Origin of the sequence: Arthrobacter jiangjiafuii, from assembly GCF_018622995.1 — a bacterium.
GTDB lineage: Bacteria > Actinomycetota > Actinomycetes > Actinomycetales > Micrococcaceae > Arthrobacter_B > Arthrobacter_B jiangjiafuii.
Genome location: NZ_CP076022.1, coordinates 1,912,232 through 1,935,290 on the forward strand (window position 1 = coordinate 1,912,232; position 23,059 = coordinate 1,935,290).

Genomic DNA, 23,059 nt, shown 5'->3' on the forward strand with positions numbered 1-23,059 from the left:
CCCCGGCTCAGGATCCCTGCGCTGCGCCCCCGGACCTCGCCGGCGCCTCATCGGGCACCGGGCCAAGCCAGGCATTGGCCACCGAGGCATGGACCGAGTCCTCGCTGGAGGGATGGAACATGCCGGCCAGGACGTCCCGGTACAGCCGCTCCAGCTCGTTGCCCTTCGAATAGCTGGCACCGCCACTGACCCGGACAGCGGTTTCCACCACGGAGCGGGCCGTTTCGGTAGCCCGGTATTTCAGCGAGGAGAGGCGCGGGAACCAGAGGCTGCCGTGGTCGGTGCCATCTTCGAGGTCCCGGGCAATAGCCTCCAGCTGGGGATGGATGCCGTCCATCCGGATAGCGGCGTCCGCCACCTTCCACCGGGTGTGCGGGTCATGCGCCGCAGACCCGCCGCCGCGCGTCGTCCGCCGCTGCGCCGCCTGGACTGCCAGCTCGACGGCGCGGTCGCCCACCCCCGTGTACACAGCGGAGAGCAGGGTCTCGAACAGGCTGAAGATGCCAAAGACGAAAGCGTCGGAGTGCGGGCCCACAGGAGTTGTACGCACCACTTGATCAGCGGTCAGCACCGCGTTGTCCAGCACTGTGGTGCATGACTGGCTGGCACGCATGCCCATGGTGTTCCAGTCGTCCCTGACGGTGATTCCGGCCGTACCGCGCGGGGCGAAGCCAAACACCAGCCGGGGGTCGGCCGGATCGGAATCGTCGCGTCCGAAGATCCCCAGCCGGGTCCAGGCCGGGGAAAGGCTGGTGAAGATCTTGGTTCCCGTAAACGCATACGAACCGTCGCCCTGCGGCCGGGCCGCGGTGAAGGAATCGAACAGCACCGCGGCGTTGCCCGGCTCCGAGACACCGAAAGCGTAGAGCTCCCCCTTGGCCGCGTCGTCGAGCACAAAGGCCAGGGAGGCGTCGCCGCGTAATGCCAGCAGGTGCGCTACTCCGCACCAGACCAGGTGCATGTTGACCGCCAGCGCCGTGGCCGGCGCCGCCGTGGCGAGCAGCCGCTGGCACTGGACTACCTGCCCGACGGTGAAGCCCGCGCCGCCCGACTCCTTCGGGCTGAACAGGGCGAGGTAGCCGGCACTGCGCAGGTCAGCCAGGTCTTCGGTGAAGAAGCTGTTGTCCCGGTCGTAGCCGGCGGCCCGGCTGCGCAAACGTTCCAGGAGGGCGGGGGTCAGGATATCGGTAACCTTCACGGGTGCCACTTCCTAGTAACCGGCCAGCAGGCGGGACAGGACCCTGGTGCCGAACTTCAGTGAGTCAACGGGCACCCGTTCGTCGACGCCGTGGAACATGCCGGTGAAGTCCAGGTCTTCCGGCAGGCGCAGCGGTGCAAAACCATAGCCGGTGATCCCGAGCCGGCTCAGGGACTTGTTGTCAGTGCCGCCCGACAGTGTGTAGGGCAGCACCGGTGCCCCCGGGTCCTCGGCCTGCAGGGCGCCGATCATGGAATCCACCAGGTTGCCCTTGAACGGGACTTCGAGGGAGACGTCCTTGTGGTCGTAGGTGACGTCGATGCCGGGGCCGGCGAGGTCCTTGATGGTGGCCAGGACCTGTTCCTCCTGCCCGGGCAGGGTCCGGACATCAATAAGCGCTTCCGCCGTACCGGGGATCACGTTGTGCTTGTAGCCGGCCTTCAGGACGGTGGGATTGGCGGTGTTCTGGAGCGTGGCACCCACGAACCGGGCCACGGTTCCCAGTTCGGCCAGCAGCCGTTCGGGGTTCTGCGGGTCGAACTCGACGCCGGTGAGTTCGGTGACGCCGTCCAGGAAGGCCCGCGTGGTGTCGGTGAGCTGGATCGGCCAGGGATGGGCGCCGATGGTCGCTACGGCGCGGGCCAGCCGGGTCACGGCGTTGTCGGTGTTGATCTGCGACCCGTGGCCGGCACGGCCGTGGGCGGCCAGCCGCAGCCAGGAGATGCCTTTCTCGGCCGTCTGCAGCAGGTAGGTCCGTTTGCCGCCGATCGTCGCGGAGAATCCACCAACTTCCGAGATCGCTTCCGTGGCCCCTTCAAACAGGTCGCGGCGGTGTTCCACGGCCCAGCCGGCGCCGTAGTTCCCCCCGGCTTCCTCATCGGCAAAGAAGGCGAACACGATGTCCCGCTTCGGCTTGGTTCCGGTGCGCGCCATGCTGCGCATCACCGAGAGGATCATGGCGTCCATGTCCTTCATGTCCACGGCACCGCGGCCCCAGATCAGTCCGTCGCGTTCCTCCCCGCTGAACGGGTCCACCGACCAGTCCTGCTTCTGGGCCGGCACCACGTCCAGGTGTCCGTGGACCACCAGGGCCGGCAGGGAAGAATCGAGGCCCTCCATCCGGGTCACCACGGACGCCCGGCCGGGGGCTGACTCGAACAGGTCGGCATGGAGTCCGGCCTCCTCGATCAGGCCGGCGGTGTACTCGGCTGCTGCACGCTCCCCCGGCCCCGAGCCGTCTCCGAAGTTTGACGTGTCAAAGCGGATCAGCTCCTGGCAGATCCGCGTGACTTCGTCTTCGGCGGTACTCCCGTGAGCGGTGGACTCAGGCATGGTTTCTCCTTCGATTGCGTTGCTGCCAGCCTAGTCACCGAAGGCCTGACCAGCGCCGATTTACGGTTGCGGCCAAAACCGTGTTAGAGTTTTTCCCGTTGCTTCCGCAGCTTTTGAACGACTAAAGAGCTTGCGGCAAACACCCAAGCGCGGGTGGCGGAATGGCAGACGCGCTAGCTTGAGGTGCTAGTCCTCTAACGAGGGTGGGGGTTCAAGTCCCCCTCCGCGCACAATATGTACCCCTCGGAATCTTCGGATTCCGAGGGGCACTTTTGTATGCCCAGGCACCCATTCGCCGACCCCACAAACCTGCCGGGCGTGATCTCAACCACGCTGGGACGGGAGGTCTTCAGGAGCCGACGGGAATGCGCTCAGGCTGCGGCCCGCCGGTCGTTGCCGTGCGCGATGATCGCGTAAATGATGAGCACATCAATGGCGATCACGATCAGCGACCACCACGGCTGGACCGGGACCAGCAGCAGCTGCACCACCGCGCTGAGGACGGCCAGGATTACGCCGACCACCCGGGCCCAGACGGCCTGGGCGAAGAGTCCAAAGGCCGTGAGGATCAGGAACGCCCCGATGAACAGGTTCCACCAACCCCATCCCGTGGTGTCAAAGAGGAACAGGTCCCCTTCCACCACCGCATAGTAGGTGTTGGAACCGATCAGGGCGACCAGCGCCTGGACGACGCTGAAGATCCCGTTAACCAACAGGATGACGCCGGCGAAGCGGATCCAATCGGTCCAGCCGGAGGAAGTGAGGGGTTGCTGGACAGTACTCATGGTGCCGCCGCTTTCGATTGGAGGCACTGCCGTCGGTCTCTTGCCGGCCGCAGCCGTGTCGGAAGACGCGTAGTACATCAATTATCTTCCCCGCCTTCGATGCGGGTCAATGGCGGGGCAGGCTTGGCCGCTGAACCGGCCAAACCCGCCGGACCGCACCGGCCGGCACCCTGCGGGGCACTCGGCGTGGTCACTGCCGCCGGGCGCCGGTAGCCTTCAGTCTATGGACGGCAGCACGCTCATCAATGCTCTTCTCGTCGTGTTTTTCGTGCTGCTGGGCGGGATTTTCGCCGGTACAGAGATGGCTTTGGTATCCCTGCGCGAGAGCCAGATCAGCCGCATTGAGGCCTCCGGCGCCGGAGGCCGGAAAATTGCCGAACTGGCCCGCAATCCGAACCTCTTCCTGTCCTCGATCCAGATCGGCGTCACGTTGTCGGGTTTTTTCTCTGCCGCCTACGGCGCGTCCGCCCTGGCCCCGGCCCTGTCACCGGCGCTGCGCAGCCTGGGCATGCCGGAGCCGGCAGCTGACGCCGTCGCCTTTATCCTGCTGACCCTCGCCGTCGCCTACCTTTCACTGGTCTTTGGGGAGCTGGTGCCCAAGCGCCTGGCCATGCAGAATGCCGAACGGTTCACCCGCCTCCTGGCACCCCCGCTGAACGTATTCGCCGTCGTCATGCGCCCGGTGATCAAACTGTTGTCCGTTTCCACCGACACCGTGGTGCGCCTGCTCGGCGGGGACCCGAAACTCCGCACTCCCCCGGTCAGCTCACAGGAGCTTTGGGACATGGTGGCGGCGAGCCCTGTCCTGGCCGAGGACAGCCGGCGGATTCTCTCGGATGTATTCGGCGCCGGGAGCCGCCTGCTGCAGGAGGTGATGCGTCCCCGGCCGCAGGTGACCTTCCTGCCCGCGGCCCTGACCCTGGCCCAGGCCAGGGCGAAAGTCCACACCCTGCCCTATTCGCGGTATCCCGTCATCGGCCAGTCCCCCGATGATGTCCTGGGCTTCGTCCATGTGCGTGACCTGGTCCGGGGAAATGACGACGACGGCGGTACGGCCGGGCTCACAGTCGGCGACATCGTACGCCCGATCCTGTTCCTCCCCGGCACGGCGGCGGTGGTCCCTTCGTTGTCGAGGATGCGGCGGGACGGCAGCCAGATCGCGATTGTCGCCGACGAGTATGGCGGCACGGACGGCATTGTCACCCTGGAGGACCTGGTCGAGGAACTCGTCGGGGAAATCTACGACGAATACGACACGTCCCGCGATCCCGAAGACCGGTACCGGCGGATCCGCGGCGACCTGGTGGTGGACGGTGCGCTGATCCTGCAGGAATTCGAGCGGCTTACCGGTGTTGCCCTTCCCGAGGGGCAGTACGAAACGGTTGGTGGCTACATCCTTGAGCGGTTGGGAAGGATTGCCCGGCCCGGCGACGTCGTCGGCGCACCGGGATGCGAACTGGAGGTGCTGAGCATGCAGCGCCGGCGGATTGCCGGCGTTCGGGTCATCCCGGAGCGGGCAAAAGCGGAATAGCAGCACTCGGGCCGCTGTGCAGTTCCCGGTCCGGCACCGCGAACCCTCGTTGTTTCCCGTAACATTGCTTTGCCCGTTAACAGCGCAGAGAATTACCGGGCAACGTGCTGCGGCTCTTTTCCGCAGACTCCTTACGGCACGCAGCCCGCATGCACCACAGATAGACAGAAAGCAGGAATGCAGCCATGGCCGATACCACCACCAGCGCCGGCGAACCAGAACTCAAGCGGGTGATGGGGACAAAGCTCCTGCTCCTCTTCATTGTCGGCGATATTCTGGGCACCGGTGTTTATGCCCTGACGGGCCAGGTTGCCGGGGAAATCGGCGGTGCCGCCTGGGCACCCATCCTGGTGGCGTTCGCCGTCGCCACCATCACCGCCCTGTCCTACCTGGAGCTGGTGACGAAATTCCCGCAGGCTGCAGGCGCAGCGCTCTACGCCCACAAAGCCTTCGGCATCCATTTTGTTACCTTTCTGGTGACCTTCGCCGTACTCAGCTCGGGCATCACCTCCGCGTCCACAGCCGCGAAATTCCTTGCCGAGAACTTCATTGTCGGATTCAACCTTGAGTGGGGACAGACAGGTGTCACCTGGGTGGCAGTCATCTTCATGCTGGTCCTGGCCGCGATCAACCTGCGTGGCGTGGGTGAGAGCATCAAATTCAACGTGGTGCTGACCGCTATTGAACTCACCGGCCTGCTGATCGTCATCCTTATCGGGTTCTGGGCCATGGGCCAGGGAAACGTTGATTTCTCCCGCGTCATGGTCTTTGAAACCGAAGGCAACAAGAGCATCTTCCTGGCCCTGACCGCCGCCACGTCGCTGGCCTTCTTCTCCATGGTCGGGTTTGAAGACTCGGTGAATATGGCCGAGGAAACCCGGGACCCGGCGAAGATCTTCCCGAAAGTCATGCTGACCGGCCTGAGCATTACCCTGATTGTCTACCTCCTGGTATCGATTGCCGCGGTGGCCATTGTTCCCGTGGGACAGCTTTCCGAAAGCGCAACGCCGCTGCTCGAAGTGGTCCGTACCGGAGCGCCCAACCTGCCGGTCGACGTCATCTACCCCTTCCTGTCCATCTTTGCCGTGGCCAACACCGCGCTGATCAACATGCTGATGGCCAGCCGCCTGCTGTACGGCATGGCGAAGCAGGATGTCCTTCCCCGGTCGCTGTCCAAGGTGCTTCCCGGCCGCCGCACCCCGTGGGCATCCATCCTGTTCACCACCGCCATTGCGCTCTGCCTGATCATCCTCGTCACCAACTTCATGGGCAAGGAAACCGTCACCGCCCTGGGCGGAACCACCGCGCTGCTGCTGCTGGCGGTGTTCACCGTGGTCAACGTGGCCTGCCTGGTACTGCGCCGCACCCCGCACGAGGGCAAGCACTTCCGCTCCCCCGGCTTCCTCCCCTACGTGGGGGTGTTCACCTGCGCGTTCCTGCTGGGGCCGTGGGCCCAGGACCCGATCGAATACCAGATCGCGGGTCTGCTGCTGCTCCTGGGACTGGTGCTCTGGGTCCTGACCTGGTTCTGGAACCGGGCAGTGCGCGCCCAGAAGACGCGTTTCACCGACGCCGAAGAACTCCGGGGCTAAGGTGCCCCGCCCGTTTCCACCCTCAACGTCAGGAACGCCATGAGTATTGTCGTCGGATTTCTTCCCACCCCGGAGGGCACTGCCGCCCTGGATGCGGCCCGCCGCGAGGCCCTTCTCCGCTCGGTGCCGCTGGTAATCGTCAACGTGGCCTTCCCCCGCCACGGCCTCCACCACCAGGAGCAGGAAGACGCCAACAACGCGGCGCTGGAGAAACTCGAGGCCGAACTCACCGCCGCCGGAACCGAGTACCGCCTGGTCCACCCCGTGGGCGACTATGACCCGGCCGAGGAAATCCTCAACGTCGCCTCGGGTGCGGAGGTTGAACTGGTCGTTCTGGGGCTGCGGCGCCGCACCCCGGTGGGCAAGATGCTGCTGGGCAGCACGGCGCAGCGGGTCCTGCTGCAGGCCGACTGCCCGGTGCTGGCCGTGAAGGCCACTTCCTAGCTGCCCGGGTTCCTGCCCTGCCGGGAGAGTTCCACCCGGATGGCTTCGACACCGATGAGGGTCTCTTCGAACGGCGTCGACAACGGCGAGAGTCCCAGCCGGATCCCTTCGGGGTTGCGGTAGTCGGGAATGATGCCCTGCTCCCAGAGGGCTGCGGTCACTGCCTTGAACGAGGGATGGTCGATGGTGATGTGGCTGCCGCGCCTGGAGGCGTCCCGCGGGGATGCCACCGTTACCCCTAGCGGCGCCAGCAGGGCGTCGACGGCGGAAAGGGCGTATTCGGTCAGGGCCACCGACTTGGCGCGGACGGCCTCGATCCCGGCCTCGCTGATCAGGCCGATCATGTCCTGCATGGCGATCATCCCCAGGACCGGAGGGGTGCCGGAGACGAGCCGCCGGATACCGGCGGCCGGCTCAAATCCCTGCGCCATGCCAAAGGGGTCTGCACTGCCCAGCCAGCCCTGGATTGGTTGTACGAAGTCCTCGTGGTGCCGCTGTGCCACGTAGGCCCAGGCCGGAGCGCCTGGGCCGCCGTTGAGGTACTTGTAGCTGCAGCCCACCGCATAATCCACGTCCCAGGCGTCGAGTTGCGCCGGGACCGCACCAACCGAATGGCAAAGGTCCCAGAGCACCAGCCCGCCGGCGTCGTGAACTGTTTGCGTGATGGCTGCGGCGTCGGCCAGGAATCCGGAACGGTACGCAACGTGGCTGAACACCGCCAGGGCGGTCCGGGGGCCGACGGCGGCTGCCACGGCGTCAGGTGTGACCCCGCCGTTGTAGTCGGCGGCCACCCAGCGCAGGGTCAGCCCGCACTCGCGGGCGATGCCCTCCATGACGTAGCGGTCAGTGGGAAAGTTGTCGGCGTCCAGCACAATCTCGCTGCGGCCCGGACGCGCGGCAACCGCCGCGCGCGCGAGCTTGTACAGCAGGACAGTGGTGGAATCGGCGACGATGCACTGGCCGGGCGCGGCACCGAGCGCTGCCGCGCCCAGCGCATCCCCGATCAGCCCGGGAAGCTCCAGCCACTGCTCGTCCCAACCGCGGATCAGCCGCCCGCCCCACTGCTCACGCACGAACTGCTGCAGGTGCTCCGCAGTGGACTTCAGCGGACGGCCCAGTGAGTTGCCGTCCAGATAGGACCGGACGCCGCCGGCTTCCAGGAACCTGTCCCGGTAGCCGGCCAGCGGATCCGCCGCGTCGAGTTCCTTGGCTGCCAGCAGCAGGTCATCCACCTCAGTCATGAAAGCGTTTCCGCCGTTTCCCCCACTTTTGCCGCGGCGGTGTCCAGCGGCGTGACGGTCCCGGCGAAGTGCCGGCGCAGGGAACGGGCGTTCCAGCCGGTAAAGGTCGTCCCGGCGTAACCGCCGTCCTCCTCCCTGTCGCAGACATTCAGGGACAGCGTCGCCGGAAGGAATACCGGCGCCTCGAAATCGATCTTCCATTCGAACGCGTCCAGGGCGTCGGGCACCGCATCCCCCACCACGCGGGAGGCGAGATACATGCCGTGCGCCAGGGAGCGCTTCATCCCCAGCGCCTTGGCCGAGAGCCGGGACAGGTGGATGGGGTTGAAGTCACCGGAGACCATGGCGTAGTTGCGCCCGGCGTCGGCCCCGAGCCGCCACAGCGCGGTGGGCTGCGGAGGGACGAAGTCCGGCCGCTGGGCCGGTGCCTGCGGGCGGTCAAAGCGGGTCAGGAACACGCCCTTGGCCAGATAGGTTGATCGGCCGCGCCACACCAGCTCGCCGGCCGGATCGGCTGCTGCCGAATCCGGCGCCCGAACCTCCACCACGAGTTCCACCTGGGTGCCGGAACGGTGTCCGGCCAGGTTTTCCGCCCAGGCGGTAACCGTCAGCGGCTCGGTGTAGTGGATGGGCCGGAAGTGCTGCACCCGGTTGCCCAAATGGACCATGCCCAGCAGCGGCAGCGGGAAATCGTCCCGGGCCATCAGGCTCAGCGCCACCGGGAAGGCAAAAGTATGCACGTAGCCCGAAGGGAGGTAGTCGGAGGCGCTGTGCAGCACCAGGCGCTGGAAGGCTGCCAGCCGGTCAAGCTCAACGCGGGCGGAATGCACGGTGTGCCGGGCTGCCGGCAGCTCGGTCGGGGCCTCCGCTGATGACAGGCGGGCCTTGGCAGCCGCGCCCGCGGCACCAAGGTAGAGCCGGCCGAGCGACGGGATCTCGGACAGCACCGTCTCATTCAAAACCGTCTCACTCATGCGCCCACCATATTCTGGCCGCACACACGCACAACCTGTCCGTTGACGCCGGCAGCGGCGTCAGAGGCCAGGAAGGCGATGGTCTCGGCAACATCGATGGGCAGGCCCCCCTGCTGCAGGCTGCTCAGGCGGCGGGCCACCTGGCGGGTGAGCGCCGGAATTGCGGCAGTCATATCGGTCTCGATGAACCCGGGGGCGACGGCATTAATGGACCCGCCGCGCGGTGCCAGCAGCGGTGCCGTGGCGCGCACCATGCCAATCACACCGCCCTTGGACGCGGCATAGTTGGTCTGGCCGCGGTTACCGGCAATGCCGCTGGTGGAAGCCAGCGACACGATACGGCCTTCCGGAGTGAAGGTGTCCGAGGCCAGCAGGGCCGTGTTCATCTTCAGCTGTGAAGCGATGTTCACGGCGATGACCGAGCCCCAGCGGGACTCATCCATGTTGGCCAGGAGCTTGTCGCGGGTGATGCCGGCGTTATGGATGACGATATCGAGGTGGCCGTAGCGTTCCTTGGCGTGCGCCAGGATGCGCTCGGCGGCGTCGTCGCGGGTGATGTCCACCTGCAGGGCGGTGCCGGAGATCTCGTTGGCGACCTTCGCCAGCTGCTCGCCGGCGGCCGGAACATCGACGACGATGACGGTGGCGCCGTCGCGGTGGAGGGTGCGGGCGATGGCGGCGCCGATGCCGCGGGCGGCTCCGGTCACGACTGCAACCTTGCCCGCCAGCGGAGCGTTCCAGTCCGCGGGCAAGACCCCGGCCTCGGAACCAACGGTTATGAACTGGCCGCTGACATAGGCGCTCTTGCCCGAGAGCAGGAAGCGCAGGGCCGCCGCAACCGACGGGGCCGTGGCCTGGACGCCGTTGGCCAGCACGATTCCGTTGGCGGTGGCACCGTCGCGGAGTTCGTGGGCAATGGAACGCAGCAAACCGTCCACGCCCTGCCGGGCAGCGGCGGCCTCGGGAGCCAGGGCTTCCGCCGCGGGCCGGGAGATGGTGAGAACGCGGCCGCCCGGGGCCAGGTCGCGCAGGGCGGCACCGGCGGCCAGGGTTGCCTCGCCCAGGTCTTCGGGTGCGCCAGCGGTATCCAGGACCAGTAGGATGGCGCCGAGCTTCTCCTTGGGCGTTGCGTGCCGGCGGACGTCCTGGTCCCAGCGCAGCAGCAGCTGCGAGAGCTCATCGGCTGCCTCACCCTTGCCCAGGACCAGCACCGGTCCGGGGACCAGCGGCTTGGACGGATCAAAGCGGCGCAGGACGGACGGCCGGGGCAGGCCCAGCTTCTTCGCGATTTCCTTGGTGATGCCGGAATTGACGAGGTTCAGGTAGGTGTCGCCCATGATCAGCGTGCCTCAAGGATCGCGACGAGACCCTGGCCGCCTGCGGCGCAGATGGAAATGAGGCCGCGGCCGGAGCCCTTTTCGTGGAGCATCTTGGCCAGGGAGGCAACGATGCGTCCGCCGGTGGCGGCGAACGGGTGGCCTGCGGCCAGCGAGGAGCCGTTGACGTTCAGCTTGGAACGGTCGATGGTTCCCAGCGGGCCTTCCAGGCCGAGGCGTGTGCGGCAGAACTCGTCGTCCTCCCAGGCAGCCAGCGTGCTGAGCACGGTGCCGGCGAAGGCTTCGTGGATTTCGAAGAAGTCGAAGTCATCCAGCGTCAGGCCGTTGCGGGCCAGCAGGCGCGGCACGGCAAAGGCGGGGGCCATCAGCAGGCCGTCCTTGCCGTGCACGAAGTCCACGGCACCGGCTTCGGCATCAACGATATTGGCCAGCATCGGCAGGTCATGCTCGCGGGCGAAGTCCTCCGACCCCAGCAGGACCACCGAGGCTCCGTCGGTCAGGGGGGTGGAGTTGCCGGCGGTCATGGTCGCTTCATCGCCCAGGGCACGGCCGAAGGCGGGCTTCAGCTTGCCCAGCTTTTCCATGGTGGTGTCCGGGCGCAGGTTGGCGTCCCTGGAGAGGCCGCGGTACGGAGTCACCAGGTCGTCGAAGAAGCCGCGGTCGTAGGCAGCCGCCATGTTGCGGTGGCTGGCCAGCGCCAGCTCATCCTGTGCTTCGCGGGTGATCTTCCACTGCGCGGTGGTGAGTGCCTGGTGCTCGCCCATGGACAGCCCGGTGCGGGGCTCGCCGGTGGAGGGAGCGTTGGGGGCCAGGTCCTTGGGTCGGATCCGGGCAACCGCAGCCAGCTTCTGCTTGGTGGTCTTGGCCCGGGACAGGTCCAGCAGGGCCCGGCGCAGGCCTTCGCTGACGGCGATCGGCGCGTCGGAAGCGGAGTCCACTCCGCCGGCAATTGCGGACTCAAGCTGGCCGAGCTTGATCTTGTTGGCCAGGCTGATCACGGTCTCGAGTCCGGTGGCGCATGCCTGCTGCACATCGTAGGCGGGGGTTTCAGCGGACAGTGCGGATCCCAGCACTGCCTCGCGGGTCAGATTGAAGTCCCGGGAGTGCTTCAGCACGGCGCCGCCGGCGACTTCGCCGATGCGCTCGCCCTGGAGCCCGAACCGGGCCACGAGCCCGTCCAGGGCTGCGGTCAGCATGTCCTGGTTGGAACTGTAGGTGTACTTGCCGCCGGACCGGGCAAAGGGAATGCGGTTTCCGCCGATGACGACGGCCTTCCGGGCGGTGGGAGCAGGGGTGGACCCGCCGGTTGCGGCGGACTCGGCCTGGGGGTGTACGGCCATGACTCTGATCTCCTTGGGGGTGGCTGCAAAAATGTGAGGGAGGTTACTGCAACCCAGCGTACCTGATACGCTCAGTATCGTGAACACTGCTCTTGAGGATCCTCCCTCCCCCGCACCGTCGGATGGACGGTCCCTGCGCTGGGAAGCCCACCGGACCGAACGCCGCCATGAACTGATCAAGGCAGCGCGAAGGGCCGTGCACGCCCTGGGGGCGGGCGCTTCCATGGAGGAAATTGCCGCAGCGTCGGGCACGTCGAAGTCGGTGTACTACCGGTACTTCGGGGACAAAGCCGGGCTGCAGCAGGCCATGGGCGACCTGGTCCTGACGCAGATGCAGGAGCGGATCCTGGCTGCCGGACGGACGGCGGAATCACCCCGGGCGGGTATGCAGGCCATGGTCTCCGCTTACCTGCAGATGGCCCAGACCTCGCCCCAGGTCTACGCCTTCGTCACCGGGCGTTCCGCAGGTGAAGCCGCCGGAAACGCCGAGCCGCGGTTCGCTGAGAGCCTGTCCCATTTCCTGGATGCCATCACAGCGATGATGGCCCGCGCCATGCGGGCTTATCTCGACACTGAATCCCCGGCAGAATCCGCCGCCGACTCCCCCGCCGGCCCCGATGCGCCGCGCCTGGGAGCTGCTGCCGGTTTTTGGCCCACCGCGGCACTGGGGATGGTCCGGGCTGCCGGTGAACGCTGGCTCGCGGCCGAACCGGGTCCCGGCAAGCCAACCGAAGAACAAATGACCCGCCAGCTCACCACCTGGCTTTTTGACGGCATCGGGTACGAGCAGGGCACCCGGTGACCGGGCAGCGCCTTTCCACAAGCTTCCTCCCCGCAGTTCCACGCACTGCGAAATCCCACAGGCACTACAACAACGAGAAGGACACGCAATGACGCAAGCAATCTCCAGTACCGAACGCCAGATCCCCGCCGGTGCCTCCGTCCGCGATGATGACAGCGCAGTCATCAACGTGGACGCCCTGAGCCGGGTACTGCTGGGCAAATGGGCTGACGAACGCCTCCAGGCCCGCGCGCTCGCCGGCAGCGACGCCCTGCACACGCCTGCAGGCCTGTCGCACACAGAGCACCGCGAACGCGTCATGACGCAGCTGAAGATCCTGGTGGACGCCAAGGCCGTGCACCGGGCGTTCCCCTCCTCCCTCGGCGGCGAGGACAGCCATGGCGGCAACGTGGCCGGCTTCGGCGAACTGGTGGTGGCTGACCCGTCGCTGCAGATCAAGGCTGGCGTGCAGTGGGGCCTGTTCGGCGGCGCCGTCATGCATCTGGGCACTAAGGAACACCACGAGAAGTGGCTGCCCGGCATCATGAGCCTGGAGATCCCCGGCTGCTTCGCGATGACTGAAACCGGACACGGTTCCGATGTGGCCAGCATTGCCACCACCGCCGAATACGACGCCGCCACGGAAGAGTTCATCATCAACACTCCGTTCCGCGCCGCATGGAAGGACTACATCGGCAACGCCGCAGTCCACGGCAAGGCCGCCGTGGTCTTCGCCCACCTCATCACCGCAGGGGTGGACCACGGAGTGCACGCGTTCTACGTCGAACTGCGCGACGACAACGGCTTCCTGCCCGGCGTCGGAGGCGAGGATGACGGCGTCAAGGGCGGCCTGAACGGCATCGACAACGGCAGGCTGCACTTCTCCAACGTCCGCGTTCCCCGCACCAACCTGCTCAACCGCTACGGCGATGTTGCAGCCGACGGTACCTACACGTCGTCGATCGAGAGCCCGGGCCGGCGTTTCTTCACGATGATCGGCACCCTGGTCCAGGGCCGGGTGTCCCTGGACGGCGCCGCAGTGGCCGCCAGCAAGCTGGCCCTGAAGACCGCCATCCAGTACGGCACCGAGCGGCGGCAGTTCAACGGCGCGTCGGACATCACCGAGGAAGTCCTGATGGACTACCAGCAGCACCAGCGCCGGCTCCTGCCGCGGCTGGCCACCACGTACGCTGCGGCCTTCGCGCACGAGGAACTGCTGCATAAGTTCGACGACGTCTTCTCCGGCGCCCACGACACTGACGAAGACCGCCAGGATCTGGAGACGCTGGCAGCCGGATTGAAGTCGCTCTCGACCTGGCACGCCCTGGACACGCTGCAGGAAGCGCGCGAGGCCACCGGCGGCGCCGGCTTCCTGGCCGAAAACCGGCTGACCGCCCTGCGTGCCGACCTGGATATCTACGCCACATTCGAGGGCGACAACACCGTCCTGCTGCAACTGGTCGCCAAGCGCCTGCTCGCCGACTACGCCAAGGAATTCGTGGGAGCTGACTTCGGCGTCCTCGCCCGGTACGCCGTCGGCCAGGCCACCGACCGCACCATGCACCGCACCGGCCTGCGGCAGATTGTCCAGGCGTTTGCGGACACCGGCTCGGAAAAGAAATCCGCCATTGCCCTGCGCGACCCCAAGACGCAGCGGGACCTGCTGACGGACCGGGTGGGGACCATGGTTGCCGAAGTTGCCGGTGCCCTGCGCGGTGCCCGCAAGCTGCCCAAGGACAAGGGTGCGGCTGTCTTCAACGACAACCAGCATGCCCTGATCGAGGCTGCACGGGCGCATTCCGAACTGCTGCAGTGGGAGGCCTTCACCAGGGGGCTGGACACCATCGAGGATGCCGGCACCCGTCAGGTGATGACGTGGGTGCGCGATCTGTTCGGCCTGTGCCTGATCGAGAAGAACCTCTCCTGGTACCTGATGCACGGCCGGCTGTCCTCACAGCGGGCCCGCACCCTGGGTCCGTACATCAACCGGCTTCTGGCCAAGATCCGGCCCCATGCCCTGGATCTGGTGGATGCCTTCGGTTACGGTCCCGAGCATCTGCGTGCTTCGGTTGCCACCGGCGCCGAGAAGACGCGGCAGGACGAGGCCATGGAATACCAGCGGCTGATGCGCGCCTCCGGCGCCGCTCCGGTGGATGAGAAAATCCTGATCCAGCGCAAGAAGCAGGCAGCCAAGGGCAACCGCTAAGTACCGGTAGGGAAGCAGGCCCGGACCGCAAACGCGGTCCGGGTCAGCGGGCTTCCGGCAGGACCGACCTGTAAACCTCCAAGGTGGCGGCGGCAATGGATGACCAGGAAAACTCCTCGGTGGCCCGGCGGCGTCCGGCCTCGCCCATGCGCTGCGCCCGGTCCGGGTCAGTGACAACCTCGGTCAGCGCCGCGGCGAAGTCCCGCACGAAGCCATTCGGATCCAGCGGTGTTCCGGTGCCGTCCGAGACCTGCTCCAACGGGACGAGCAGCCCGGTGAGGCCCGGGGCAACCACCTCGGGAATGCCGCCGGTAGCGGAAGCCACAACGGCCGTTCCGCAGGCCATGGCCTCCAGATTGACGATGCCCAGCGGCTCATAGATGGACGGGCACGCAAAAACGGTGGCTGAGCTGAGGACCTTGATGAGTTCGGCGCGCGGCAGCATCCGCTCAATGACGACGACGCCGCTGCGGTGCTCCCGCAGCTCCTCGATCAGCACCGCGGTTTCCGCCGCCAGCTCCGGGGTGTCGGCGGCGCCGAGGCACAGGACGAGCTGTACCTCCGGCGGCAGCAGGGCGGCGGCGCGAAGCAGGTACGGGACCCCCTTCTGCCGGGTATTGCGTCCGACAAAGACGACGCTGGGACGGTCCGGATCGATCCCCAGGGCCCGGATGCCTTCCGGATCCGTATCGGGGCGCCACAGGTCAACGTCGATGCCGTTGTGCACCACGCGCACCTTGTTCGGATCAACCTCGGGATAGCTGCGCAGGATGTCCTGGCGCATCCCCTCCGACACCGCAATGATGGCCGCGGCGGCGTCGTACGCCGTTTTCTCCACCCAGGAGGAGACGGCGTAACCGCCGCCGAGCTGCTCGGCCTTCCACGGGCGCAGCGGCTCCAGGCTGTGGGCGCTGAGGACATGCGGGATGCCGTACAGGAGCGAGCCGAGATGTCCGGCCATGTTGGCGTACCAGGTGTGGGAATGCACCAGGTCCGCTCCGGCCAGGCCCTGCAGGATCTCCAGGTCGGTGCCGAGGGTCTGCACCGCGGGGTTGGCGGCCCCGAGTTCGGCCGGCACGCCGTAGGAGCGCACTACGGCACCGTGGTAGTCCTCGGGCCGGGGGGCACCAAAGGCATGGACATGGAGGTCCACATGCTCGGCCAGCACCCGGCTGAGTTCGGCTACGTGGACGCCTGCTCCGCCGTAGATTTCGGGCGGGAATTCCTTGGACACAATATCAACTCGCACTAAACCAACGTAGTGCACTGCCACTCGGGTGATCTAGTGTGAAGAACAGCAGACTTATTACTGCGCGGAACAGCTACTACCCGCAGCAGCAGGCAGCACCACCACAGGCAGCACCACAGGCAGCACCACAGCAAGAAGCACCAACACACCGCGTGGACTTGCAGCAGCAGACGACGCAGCGATAAACAGGGGAATTACGAAATGGCGCCAAAGAAGGTTCTGGCCGTTGTCCTTGCCGGCGGAGAAGGCAAACGCCTCATGCCCCTGACTGCGGACCGGGCAAAACCCGCAGTACCTTTTGCCGGACGTTACCGGCTCATCGATTTCGCCTTATCCAACCTGGTGAATTCGGGATACCTGCAGATAGTGGTGCTGACGCAGTACAAGTCGCACAGCCTGGACCGGCACATTTCCGAAACCTGGCGGCTCTCCACGCAGCTGCAGAATTACGTCGCTTCGGTACCGGCCCAGCAGCGGGTCGGCAAGAGCTGGTTCCTGGGCAGCGCCAACGCGATCTACCAGTCCATGAACCTCATCGATGACGCCCGGCCGGACATCGTGGTGGTCATCGGAGCAGACCACGTGTACCGGATGGACTTCTCCCAGATGGTCGAGGCCCACATCGCCTCCGGCGCATCAGTCTCGGTGGCCGCCGTCCGGCAGCCGCTGCACCTGGCGGACCAGTTCGGCGTCATTGAAACGGATCCCCAAAGCCCGGGACGGATCGGCGCCTTTGTCGAAAAGCCTGCCACCACGCCCGGCCTGCCCGATGATCCGGAGATGTTCCTGGCCTCCATGGGCAATTACGTCTTCAACACCGATGCCCTGGTCGAAGCCCTGAAGGTTGATGCCGAGCGGCTCATCACCAAGCACGACATGGGCGGCGACATCATTCCCTACTTCGTGGACCGCAACGACGCCGCCGTCTACGACTTCTCACACAATGTCATTCCGGGAGCCACCGGCAGCGACCACCAGTACTGGCGCGACGTCGGTACCCTCGATTCGTACTACGACGCCAACATGGACCTGATCTCCCCGTTGCCGGCGTTCAACCTGTACAACCTGCAGTGGCCCATCTACACGAGGCAGAGCATCTCCCCGCCCGCAAAGTTCGTGCGCAGCGCCGCCGACCAGGCCGGCACCGCCTTCGACTCCATCGTCTCCAACGGCGTCGTGATCTCCGGCGGTACCGTCACCGGTTCCGTGCTCGCTCCGGACGTTTACGTGGACTCCGGCGCTGTGGTGACCGACTCGGTGCTGATGGACGGAATCCATGTCGGTGCCGGAGCGGTGGTGCGCCGGGCGATCATCGACAAGTTCGTTCAGATCCCGCCGGGTGCCACCATTGGCGTGGACCGGGAGCTGGACCTCGCGCGGGGGTTCACCGTGACGGCCTCGGGCCTGACCGTACTGAGCAAAGGCCAGCGGGTGTCCCTGCCGGAACCGGAACCGGAGCCGGAGCCTGCCCCTGCCTGAGCCGCCGGGCGTGCCGCGGCACACCGGCCTGTGATTTTTCCCCGCTGCGGCGTCCGGATACCGGGCGCCGCAGCGTTTCGTTGTAAGGTCGGAAAGCACCAAAAATGCCCCCGCCGTGTTCTCGCCGGCGGATTACACAGCGGAAAACACGGCAGAAACGACTTTCATGAGCACCCCCGACCTGAGCCCCGAAGACCTGCAGGCCTGTCTGCGCGTCCTGTCCTCCATCCACGTCCTGGATGAAGAACACCCCGATTACATTGCCGTCCGGCGGGCGACGGCCAAGATGTTCAAATCCGTGAAAAAGCACAAGAAAATCGAAAAGCGCAGCGCCGTCGCCGAGGCGGACCGCGCCGTCGTCGCCCTCACCGCAACGGGTGCCTCCGACCGCATTGACGATGAAACCCGCGGTGCCCAGCTGCGGACCTCCGCCCACGGCCCCTCGGCCGGGACACTGCTCAAGCCGCGCAACTGCTACATCTGCAAGCAGCCGTACACCGTGGTGGACGCCTTCTACCACCAGCTCTGCCCCGAGTGCGCCGCCTTCAGCCATGCCAAGCGCGATGCCCGCACCGACCTGACGGGCAAGCGTGCCCTGCTGACCGGCGGCCGCGCCAAGATCGGCATGTACATTGCCCTGCGGCTGCTGCGCGACGGCGCGCACACCACCATCACCACCCGCTTCCCCAAGGACGCAGCCCGCCGCTTTGCCGCCATGGAGGACTCAGCTGACTGGCTGCACAGGCTGAAGATCGTCGGCATCGACCTGCGCGACCCCGCCCAGGTCATCTCGCTGGCCGATTCGGTTGCCGAGGCTGGACCACTGGATATCCTCATCAACAACGCGGCCCAGACAGTGCGCCGGACCTCGAACGCATACCAGCCGCTGGTGGACGCCGAGCTCGAGACCCTGCCTGCCGGGAACATGCCCGAGCTGGTCACCTTCGGCCACACCCACAACGCGCACCCGACCGCACTGGCCGGGTCCATTGCCGAGCATCCGGTGCTGGCCGGCGACGCCGTCACCTCGCTGGCCCTGACCGCCGGCTCGTCCTCCCTGGAGAAGCTCGGCGCCGGCACCGCGATCGACGCCGGCGGGCTGGTTCCGGACACCGCCCCGATCAACAGCTGGACCCAGGTGGTGGACCAGGTGGAGCCCCTGGAGATGCTCGAAGTGCAGCTCTGCAACGTCACCGCCCCGTTCCTGCTGGTCAACCGGCTGCGCCCGGCAATGGCAGCCTCCGCTGCCCACCGGAAGTACATCGTGAACGTCTCAGCGATGGAGGGCCAGTTTGCCCGCCGCTACAAGGGACCGGGGCACCCCCACACCAACATGGCCAAGGCCTCGCTGAACATGCTCACCCGCACAAGCGCCGGTGAAATGCTGGAAACCGACGGCATCCTGATGACCGCAGTGGACACCGGCTGGATCACCGACGAACGTCCCCATCCGACGAAGGTCCGCCTGGCCGAGGAGGGCTTCCACGCTCCCCTGGACCTGGTGGACGGTGCTGCCCGCGTTTACGACCCGATTGTCATGGGTGAAGCCGGCGTCGACCAGTACGGGGTCTTCCTGAAGGACTACAAGCCCTCTCCCTGGTAAGCCGGAGCCGACTTCCGCGCCTGGAACCGCGAGACGGCCTTGCGGATTTCGGAGACCCACAGGGCCGTTGATCCTACGGCGATGGCCAGGAACCACTGGCCGTCGGTCAGGTCGGTGGTATCGAACAGACCCTGCAGCACCTCCAGCTGGACCACCAGGATCTGCAGGACGACGACGGCGGCCAGCGACACCCAGACGGCCCGGTTGGTGAAGGTGTGCAGCGAGAACACACTGCCGTTCGCCGAGCGGACGTTGAGCAGGTTGAAGGTCTGGTAGAAGACGAAGGTCGTGAAGGCCAGGGTGGTGGCGAAGAGCGGATCACCGGCGCTCTCCGGATACATCTGCGGTGCCAGGTACAGCACGCTGCACGTTCCCACGGCCATAATGATGCCCATGGTGAGGATCCGGGCTATCCGCTGGCCGGTCAGCAACGGCTCCCGCGGTGGCCGCGGCGGCTGCTTCATCAGTGCCTTATCGGCGGGGTCCACGCCCAGGGCCAGCGCCGGCGGGCCATCCATGATGATGTTGACCCATAGAATCTGCAGCGCGGTGAAGGGCGCCCCGCCGGCGAGCCCGAACGCCGCGGCGGCAAGGAAAATCAGCACGAAGCCCCAGGCAGTGGTCAGCTGGAAGCTGACAAACTTGAGGATGTTGGCGTAGATCCCGCGGCCTTCCTGCACCGCTGCCACGATGGTGGCGAAGTTATCATCCGTGAGGATCATCTTGGCGGCACCCTTGGACACATCGGTGCCGGTGATTCCCATGGCGATGCCGATGTTCGCCCGCTTCAGTGCCGGGGCGTCATTGACGCCGTCGCCGGTCATGGCCACGACCGCGCCGTCGGCCTGCAGGGCGGCGACCATCCGGATCTTGTGCTCGGGCGACACCCGGGCCAGCACGCCGTAGTCCGGCGCCCGCCGCTGCAGCTCGGCATCATCCATGCCGTCCAGCTGAGTCCCGGAGACTGCCTCCCCGCCGATCCCCAGGTCGCGGGCGATCGCCGATGCGGTGACCAAGTGATCGCCCGTGATCATATGGACGCTGATCCCTGCTTCGTGGGCGCGGGTTATGGCCTCGGCGGCCTCAGTGCGGGGAGGATCCATAATGCCGGCCACCGCATGGAACACGAGCCCTGACACGCTGTTCCGCAGCGCATCGGGATCAGCGGGCGGGGTGCCGTCGGCCGTCCGGCTGGCCACGGCCATTGTCCGCAGGCCCTGCCTGGCAAGGGCATCCACTTCATCGCGGATCCGTTGGCGGTCCTCCGGCAGCAGGGGCCGGGCGCCGTCGGCCGTGGCCAGGAAGTCCGACCGCTCCAGCAGCACTCCCGGGGCGCCCTTCACATAGCAGACGACGCCGTCGCCTGCATCCCCGGAAGACGTGCCGGCGTCGTCGTCGGCTTCGCCATCGATGGGCAGACGGTTGAACGTGGCCATGAACTTGTAGTCCGAATCGAAGGGGACCTCAGCGATGCGGGGATGGGAGGCGCGGGCGCCGTCGGTGTCGATACCGCCCTTTTCGGCCAGCACCACCAAGGCCCCTTCCGTGGGATCGCCGGTGAGCATGCCGTCGCGTACAGAGGCATCATTGCAGAGGGCAAAGCCCAGCAGCGCCCGCGTCAGGACCGGAGACGGCCGGCCGTCCGCGCTGAGCACCTTCCCCTCGGTGGAATAGCCGGATCCGGAAACCCGGAAGTCCCGGCCCGAGGCGGTGGCAACGCGGCGGACCGTCATCTCGTTCAAGGTCAGGGTGCCGGTCTTGTCGGTGCAGATCTGCGAGGTGCTGCCCAGGGTCTCCACTGCCGCCAGCTGCTTGATGATCGCCCCCCGCGCGGCCAGCCGGGACGCCCCCATCGCCAGGGTGAAGGCGACGACGGCGGTGAGTCCCTCCGGGATGGTCGCCACGGCCAGGGATACGGCGGTCAGGAACAGGTCCCCCCAGCTGTCACCGCGCAGCAGGCCCAGGATGAAGACGATGGCCACCACTACCAGGGCCACATAGGTGAGCAGGCGTGCCAACTGGTCGATGCTGCGCTGCAGGGTGGTCTTTTCCTCAACCGTTGAACCCAGCAGATGCGCGATCCGTCCGATCTGCGTATCCATCCCGGTTCCCGTGACCAGCAGGACAGCGCGCCCGCGGCTGACATCGGTATCCATGTAGAGCATGTTGGTCCGGTCCCCCACGCCCAGTTCGGGGTCGGTCAACACGGCCGGGTTCTTGTTCACCGGCTGCGACTCCCCGGTCAGCGCAGCTTCGGCCACCTGCAGCCGTACCGCTTCGATCAGCCGGCCGTCAGCGGGGATTGTGTCGCCGGCCTCCAGGAGCACCACGTCGCCCGGCACCAGCTCGGTCCGCGGCACGTCCACGGGCTGCCCGCCCCGTCGCACCGTGGCCACCGCGACAGAGGTGCTGCGCAGCGCTTCCAGGCTGCTTTCCGCCCGCTGTTCCTGCACATAGTTCAGGACCGTGTTCAGGGCGATGACAGCGAGGATCACCACCGGGGTCTCCCACTCCCGGGAGACAACGGCGCTGATGACGGCCGCCGCGATCAGCACCAGGATGAGCCGGTCCGTCAGCAGTGCCAGGATTTTCCGCCAGGCCGGAACCTTCCGTCCGGCGGCGAGCTCATTGTGTCCGTACCGTTGGAGGCGCTGGGCCGCCTGGTCCGGGCTGAGCCCGGTGGCCGGATCCACGTCCAGCTCGTCGGCCACCTGGGAAGGTGTTTGGGTCCAGGGGTATTCCGGCACCCCGAGTTGATTATCCGCATGCATGGGGCTGCCTCTGGCGATAGGGGGTGTTGCTGGGGGTGTTGCTCCTCACTCTAACAACGGCGCCCCAAGGAAACCGCACCCGGGACCTATCCGGGGTTTGGCTGGCGGTAGATTCTGCGGCAGGGTGGGACGGTGAACAGCTCTCCCCCGCGACTCCAAGGCACTGCGCTGCTGCCCGGGCTGACTGCCGCTGCGGCCGCCGTCGTTGCCGCCTACCTCCTGCACCGGCTGATTCCCTGGCTGCCGGTCCTGACCATAGCCGTGGTCCTGGGGTTGGCCGTGGCCAACGTTCCCGGCCTGTCTTCATCAGTCTCCGGCCCGTTGAAGCCTGGCCTGTCCCTCGCTGCCAGGCGGCTGATGCGTGCCGGGATTGTACTGCTGGGACTGAAGGTGTCGCTGATCGATATTGCCTCACTGGGGTGGGCAGCACTTCTGCTGATCGCCGCACTGGTCGCGGGGGCATTTGCCGGGACCTATCTGATCTGCCGGGCGTTCCGGCTGCCCGGGGAGGAGCCGCTGCTGATTGCCGCCGGCTTCTCCATTTGCGGGGTGTCCGCCATCGGGGCGATAGCCGCTGCCCGGAGGGTGAGGCACGAGGATACGGTGGTGCCGATCGCGCTGGTGACGCTCTGCGGAACGCTGGCGATCGGCGTGCTGCCGTTGCTGGCGTCCCTGTTCGGCCTGCCGGACGAGACGTTTGGCCTGTGGGCAGGAGCGTCGGTTCACGACGTCGGCCAGGTGGTGGCCACGGCCCAGACCGCAGGGACAGCGGCGCTCGCGGCCGCCGTCGTCGTCAAGCTGGCCCGCGTGGTCATGCTCGCCCCGATGACTGCTGTCGTGGGATTCCTCGGGCGGCGGCAGGATGCCAGGAGCCAGGCCATGGAAACGCCGACGGGCGTGGAACAGGGGCGCGGCAAGCGGCCGCCGCTGGTTCCGCTGTTTGTCCTCGGTTTCCTGGCACTGATCCTGGTCCGTACCGCCGGGATTCTCCCCGAGGCCGCCCTTGAAGCTGCAGGGGTTGTTCAGGAGATCCTTTTTGCCGCTGCCCTGTTTTCCCTTGGCGCGGGGGTGCGGTTTAGTGCCCTGTTCGCGTCGGGGGCCCGGGCGCTCGCTGCCGCGCTGGTGTCCTGGCTGCTGGTTGGCGGGCTGGGGTTGGGCCTGGCGCTGCTGCTCGCGGGGTAGGGCAAGGGCAGCAG

Annotated in this window: 16 protein-coding genes, 1 tRNA gene and 1 pseudogene; 9 read left to right on the forward strand and 9 right to left on the reverse strand. The window is 66.7% G+C overall.

The features are described from left to right. Nucleotides 1-7: 7 nt before the first annotated feature. Nucleotides 8-1,198, reverse strand: coding sequence for an acyl-CoA dehydrogenase family protein (locus KKR91_RS09060; protein WP_210228829.1), 1,191 nt, complete (start codon nucleotides 1,196-1,198; stop codon nucleotides 8-10). Nucleotides 1,199-1,210: 12 nt separating this feature from the next. Next, entirely contained in the window at nucleotides 1,211-2,530 is a 1,320-nt protein-coding gene (locus KKR91_RS09065; RefSeq protein WP_210228831.1) for a M20/M25/M40 family metallo-hydrolase, read from the reverse strand. Between the two features lie 147 nt (nucleotides 2,531-2,677). Here KKR91_RS09065 and KKR91_RS09070 point away from each other — a divergent pair. Then, nucleotides 2,678-2,760, forward strand: a tRNA-Leu gene (locus KKR91_RS09070). A 141-nt stretch (nucleotides 2,761-2,901) separates the two neighbouring features. Here KKR91_RS09070 and KKR91_RS09075 read toward each other — a convergent pair. Beyond that, nucleotides 2,902-3,315: a DUF7144 family membrane protein gene (locus tag KKR91_RS09075; protein WP_210228833.1), complete on the reverse strand. Its 414-nt coding sequence runs from the start codon at nucleotides 3,313-3,315 to the stop codon at nucleotides 2,902-2,904. A gap of 223 nt (nucleotides 3,316-3,538) precedes the next feature. Between KKR91_RS09075 and KKR91_RS09080 the strand changes: the two genes are divergently transcribed. The 3 genes from KKR91_RS09080 to KKR91_RS09090 all read left to right on the forward strand — a co-directional run bounded on the left by KKR91_RS09080 (nucleotide 3,539) and on the right by KKR91_RS09090 (nucleotide 6,882). Next, nucleotides 3,539-4,846: a hemolysin family protein gene (locus tag KKR91_RS09080; RefSeq protein ID WP_210228835.1), complete on the forward strand. Its 1,308-nt coding sequence runs from the start codon at nucleotides 3,539-3,541 to the stop codon at nucleotides 4,844-4,846. Nucleotides 4,847-5,031: 185 nt separating this feature from the next. Beyond that, nucleotides 5,032-6,438: an APC family permease gene (locus KKR91_RS09085; protein WP_210228837.1), complete on the forward strand. Its 1,407-nt coding sequence runs from the start codon at nucleotides 5,032-5,034 to the stop codon at nucleotides 6,436-6,438. Nucleotides 6,439-6,477: 39 nt separating this feature from the next. After that, a complete protein-coding gene (locus tag KKR91_RS09090; RefSeq protein WP_210228839.1) occupies nucleotides 6,478-6,882 on the forward strand; it encodes a universal stress protein in 405 nt (134 codons plus the stop codon). Here KKR91_RS09090 and KKR91_RS09095 read toward each other — a convergent pair. The 4 genes from KKR91_RS09095 to KKR91_RS09110 are packed head-to-tail and all read right to left on the reverse strand — an operon-like array spanning nucleotide 6,879 to nucleotide 11,774. Then, a complete protein-coding gene (locus KKR91_RS09095) occupies nucleotides 6,879-8,123 on the reverse strand; it encodes a kynureninase (protein ID WP_210228841.1) in 1,245 nt (414 codons plus the stop codon). The genes KKR91_RS09090 and KKR91_RS09095 overlap by 4 nt on opposite strands. Further along, the gene (locus KKR91_RS09100; protein WP_210228842.1) at nucleotides 8,120-9,097 is read right to left on the reverse strand and encodes a MaoC family dehydratase; all 978 of its coding nucleotides are present in this window, start codon (nucleotides 9,095-9,097) and stop codon (nucleotides 8,120-8,122) included. The genes KKR91_RS09095 and KKR91_RS09100 overlap by 4 nt, the downstream gene beginning before the upstream one ends. Then, a complete protein-coding gene (locus KKR91_RS09105; protein ID WP_210228844.1) occupies nucleotides 9,094-10,434 on the reverse strand; it encodes a 3-oxoacyl-ACP reductase in 1,341 nt (446 codons plus the stop codon). Before KKR91_RS09105 ends, KKR91_RS09100 begins: the two co-directional genes overlap by 4 nt. 2 nt (nucleotides 10,435-10,436) lie before the next feature. Further along, nucleotides 10,437-11,774: an acetyl-CoA C-acetyltransferase gene (locus KKR91_RS09110; protein WP_210228846.1), complete on the reverse strand. Its 1,338-nt coding sequence runs from the start codon at nucleotides 11,772-11,774 to the stop codon at nucleotides 10,437-10,439. Between the two features lie 79 nt (nucleotides 11,775-11,853). Between KKR91_RS09110 and KKR91_RS09115 the strand changes: the two genes are divergently transcribed. Further along, entirely contained in the window at nucleotides 11,854-12,576 is a 723-nt protein-coding gene (locus KKR91_RS09115) for a TetR/AcrR family transcriptional regulator (protein WP_210228848.1), read from the forward strand. Between the two features lie 88 nt (nucleotides 12,577-12,664). Beyond that, nucleotides 12,665-14,761 (forward strand): acyl-CoA dehydrogenase family protein, encoded by a 2,097-nt coding sequence (locus KKR91_RS09120; protein ID WP_210228850.1) that lies wholly within the window; start codon nucleotides 12,665-12,667, stop codon nucleotides 14,759-14,761. 43 nt (nucleotides 14,762-14,804) lie between these two features. Here KKR91_RS09120 and glgA read toward each other — a convergent pair whose 3' ends face one another. After that, on the reverse strand, nucleotides 14,805-16,010 hold the full coding sequence (gene glgA, locus KKR91_RS09125; RefSeq protein WP_210228852.1) for a glycogen synthase: 1,206 nt from the start codon (nucleotides 16,008-16,010) through the stop codon (nucleotides 14,805-14,807). A 60-nt stretch (nucleotides 16,011-16,070) separates the two neighbouring features. Between glgA and glgC the strand changes: the two are divergent. Both glgC and KKR91_RS09135 read left to right on the forward strand, forming a co-directional pair. After that, nucleotides 16,071-17,459, forward strand: a pseudogene (gene glgC / locus KKR91_RS09130) (glucose-1-phosphate adenylyltransferase); the annotation flags it as partial. A 196-nt stretch (nucleotides 17,460-17,655) separates the two neighbouring features. Beyond that, nucleotides 17,656-19,092 (forward strand): SDR family NAD(P)-dependent oxidoreductase, encoded by a 1,437-nt coding sequence (locus tag KKR91_RS09135; protein ID WP_210228856.1) that lies wholly within the window; start codon nucleotides 17,656-17,658, stop codon nucleotides 19,090-19,092. On the opposite strand, the gene KKR91_RS09140 is transcribed toward KKR91_RS09135, so the two are convergent. Next, the gene (locus KKR91_RS09140; protein ID WP_210228858.1) at nucleotides 19,071-21,863 is read right to left on the reverse strand and encodes a cation-translocating P-type ATPase; all 2,793 of its coding nucleotides are present in this window, start codon (nucleotides 21,861-21,863) and stop codon (nucleotides 19,071-19,073) included. The two genes, KKR91_RS09135 and KKR91_RS09140, sit on opposite strands and share 22 nt — an antisense overlap. Nucleotides 21,864-21,995: 132 nt before the next feature. Between KKR91_RS09140 and KKR91_RS09145 the strand changes: the two genes are divergently transcribed. Then, nucleotides 21,996-23,045 carry a YeiH family protein gene (locus KKR91_RS09145; protein WP_237687331.1) on the forward strand — a complete coding sequence of 350 codons (1,050 nt, stop codon included), beginning with the start codon at nucleotides 21,996-21,998 and terminating at the stop codon, nucleotides 23,043-23,045. Nucleotides 23,046-23,059 lie beyond the last annotated feature (14 nt).

Bases quoted from the DNA above. Each gene is read 5' to 3' on its own strand.
- KKR91_RS09140 (WP_210228858.1), bottom strand. From the start codon at position 21,863: ATGCATGCGGATAATCAACTCGGGGTGCCGGAATACCCCTGGACCCAA.
- KKR91_RS09075 (WP_210228833.1), bottom strand. From the start codon at position 3,315: ATGAGTACTGTCCAGCAACCCCTCACTTCCTCCGGCTGGACCGATTGG.
- KKR91_RS09135 (WP_210228856.1), top strand. From the start codon at position 17,656: ATGAGCACCCCCGACCTGAGCCCCGAAGACCTGCAGGCCTGTCTGCGC.
- KKR91_RS09110 (WP_210228846.1), bottom strand. From the start codon at position 11,774: ATGGCCGTACACCCCCAGGCCGAGTCCGCCGCAACCGGCGGGTCCACC.
- KKR91_RS09120 (WP_210228850.1), top strand. From the start codon at position 12,665: ATGACGCAAGCAATCTCCAGTACCGAACGCCAGATCCCCGCCGGTGCC.
- KKR91_RS09090 (WP_210228839.1), top strand. From the start codon at position 6,478: ATGAGTATTGTCGTCGGATTTCTTCCCACCCCGGAGGGCACTGCCGCC.
- KKR91_RS09095 (WP_210228841.1), bottom strand. From the start codon at position 8,123: ATGACTGAGGTGGATGACCTGCTGCTGGCAGCCAAGGAACTCGACGCG.
- KKR91_RS09100 (WP_210228842.1), bottom strand. From the start codon at position 9,097: ATGAGTGAGACGGTTTTGAATGAGACGGTGCTGTCCGAGATCCCGTCG.
- KKR91_RS09105 (WP_210228844.1), bottom strand. From the start codon at position 10,434: ATGGGCGACACCTACCTGAACCTCGTCAATTCCGGCATCACCAAGGAA.
- KKR91_RS09085 (WP_210228837.1), top strand. From the start codon at position 5,032: ATGGCCGATACCACCACCAGCGCCGGCGAACCAGAACTCAAGCGGGTG.
- KKR91_RS09080 (WP_210228835.1), top strand. From the start codon at position 3,539: ATGGACGGCAGCACGCTCATCAATGCTCTTCTCGTCGTGTTTTTCGTG.
- KKR91_RS09065 (WP_210228831.1), bottom strand. From the start codon at position 2,530: ATGCCTGAGTCCACCGCTCACGGGAGTACCGCCGAAGACGAAGTCACG.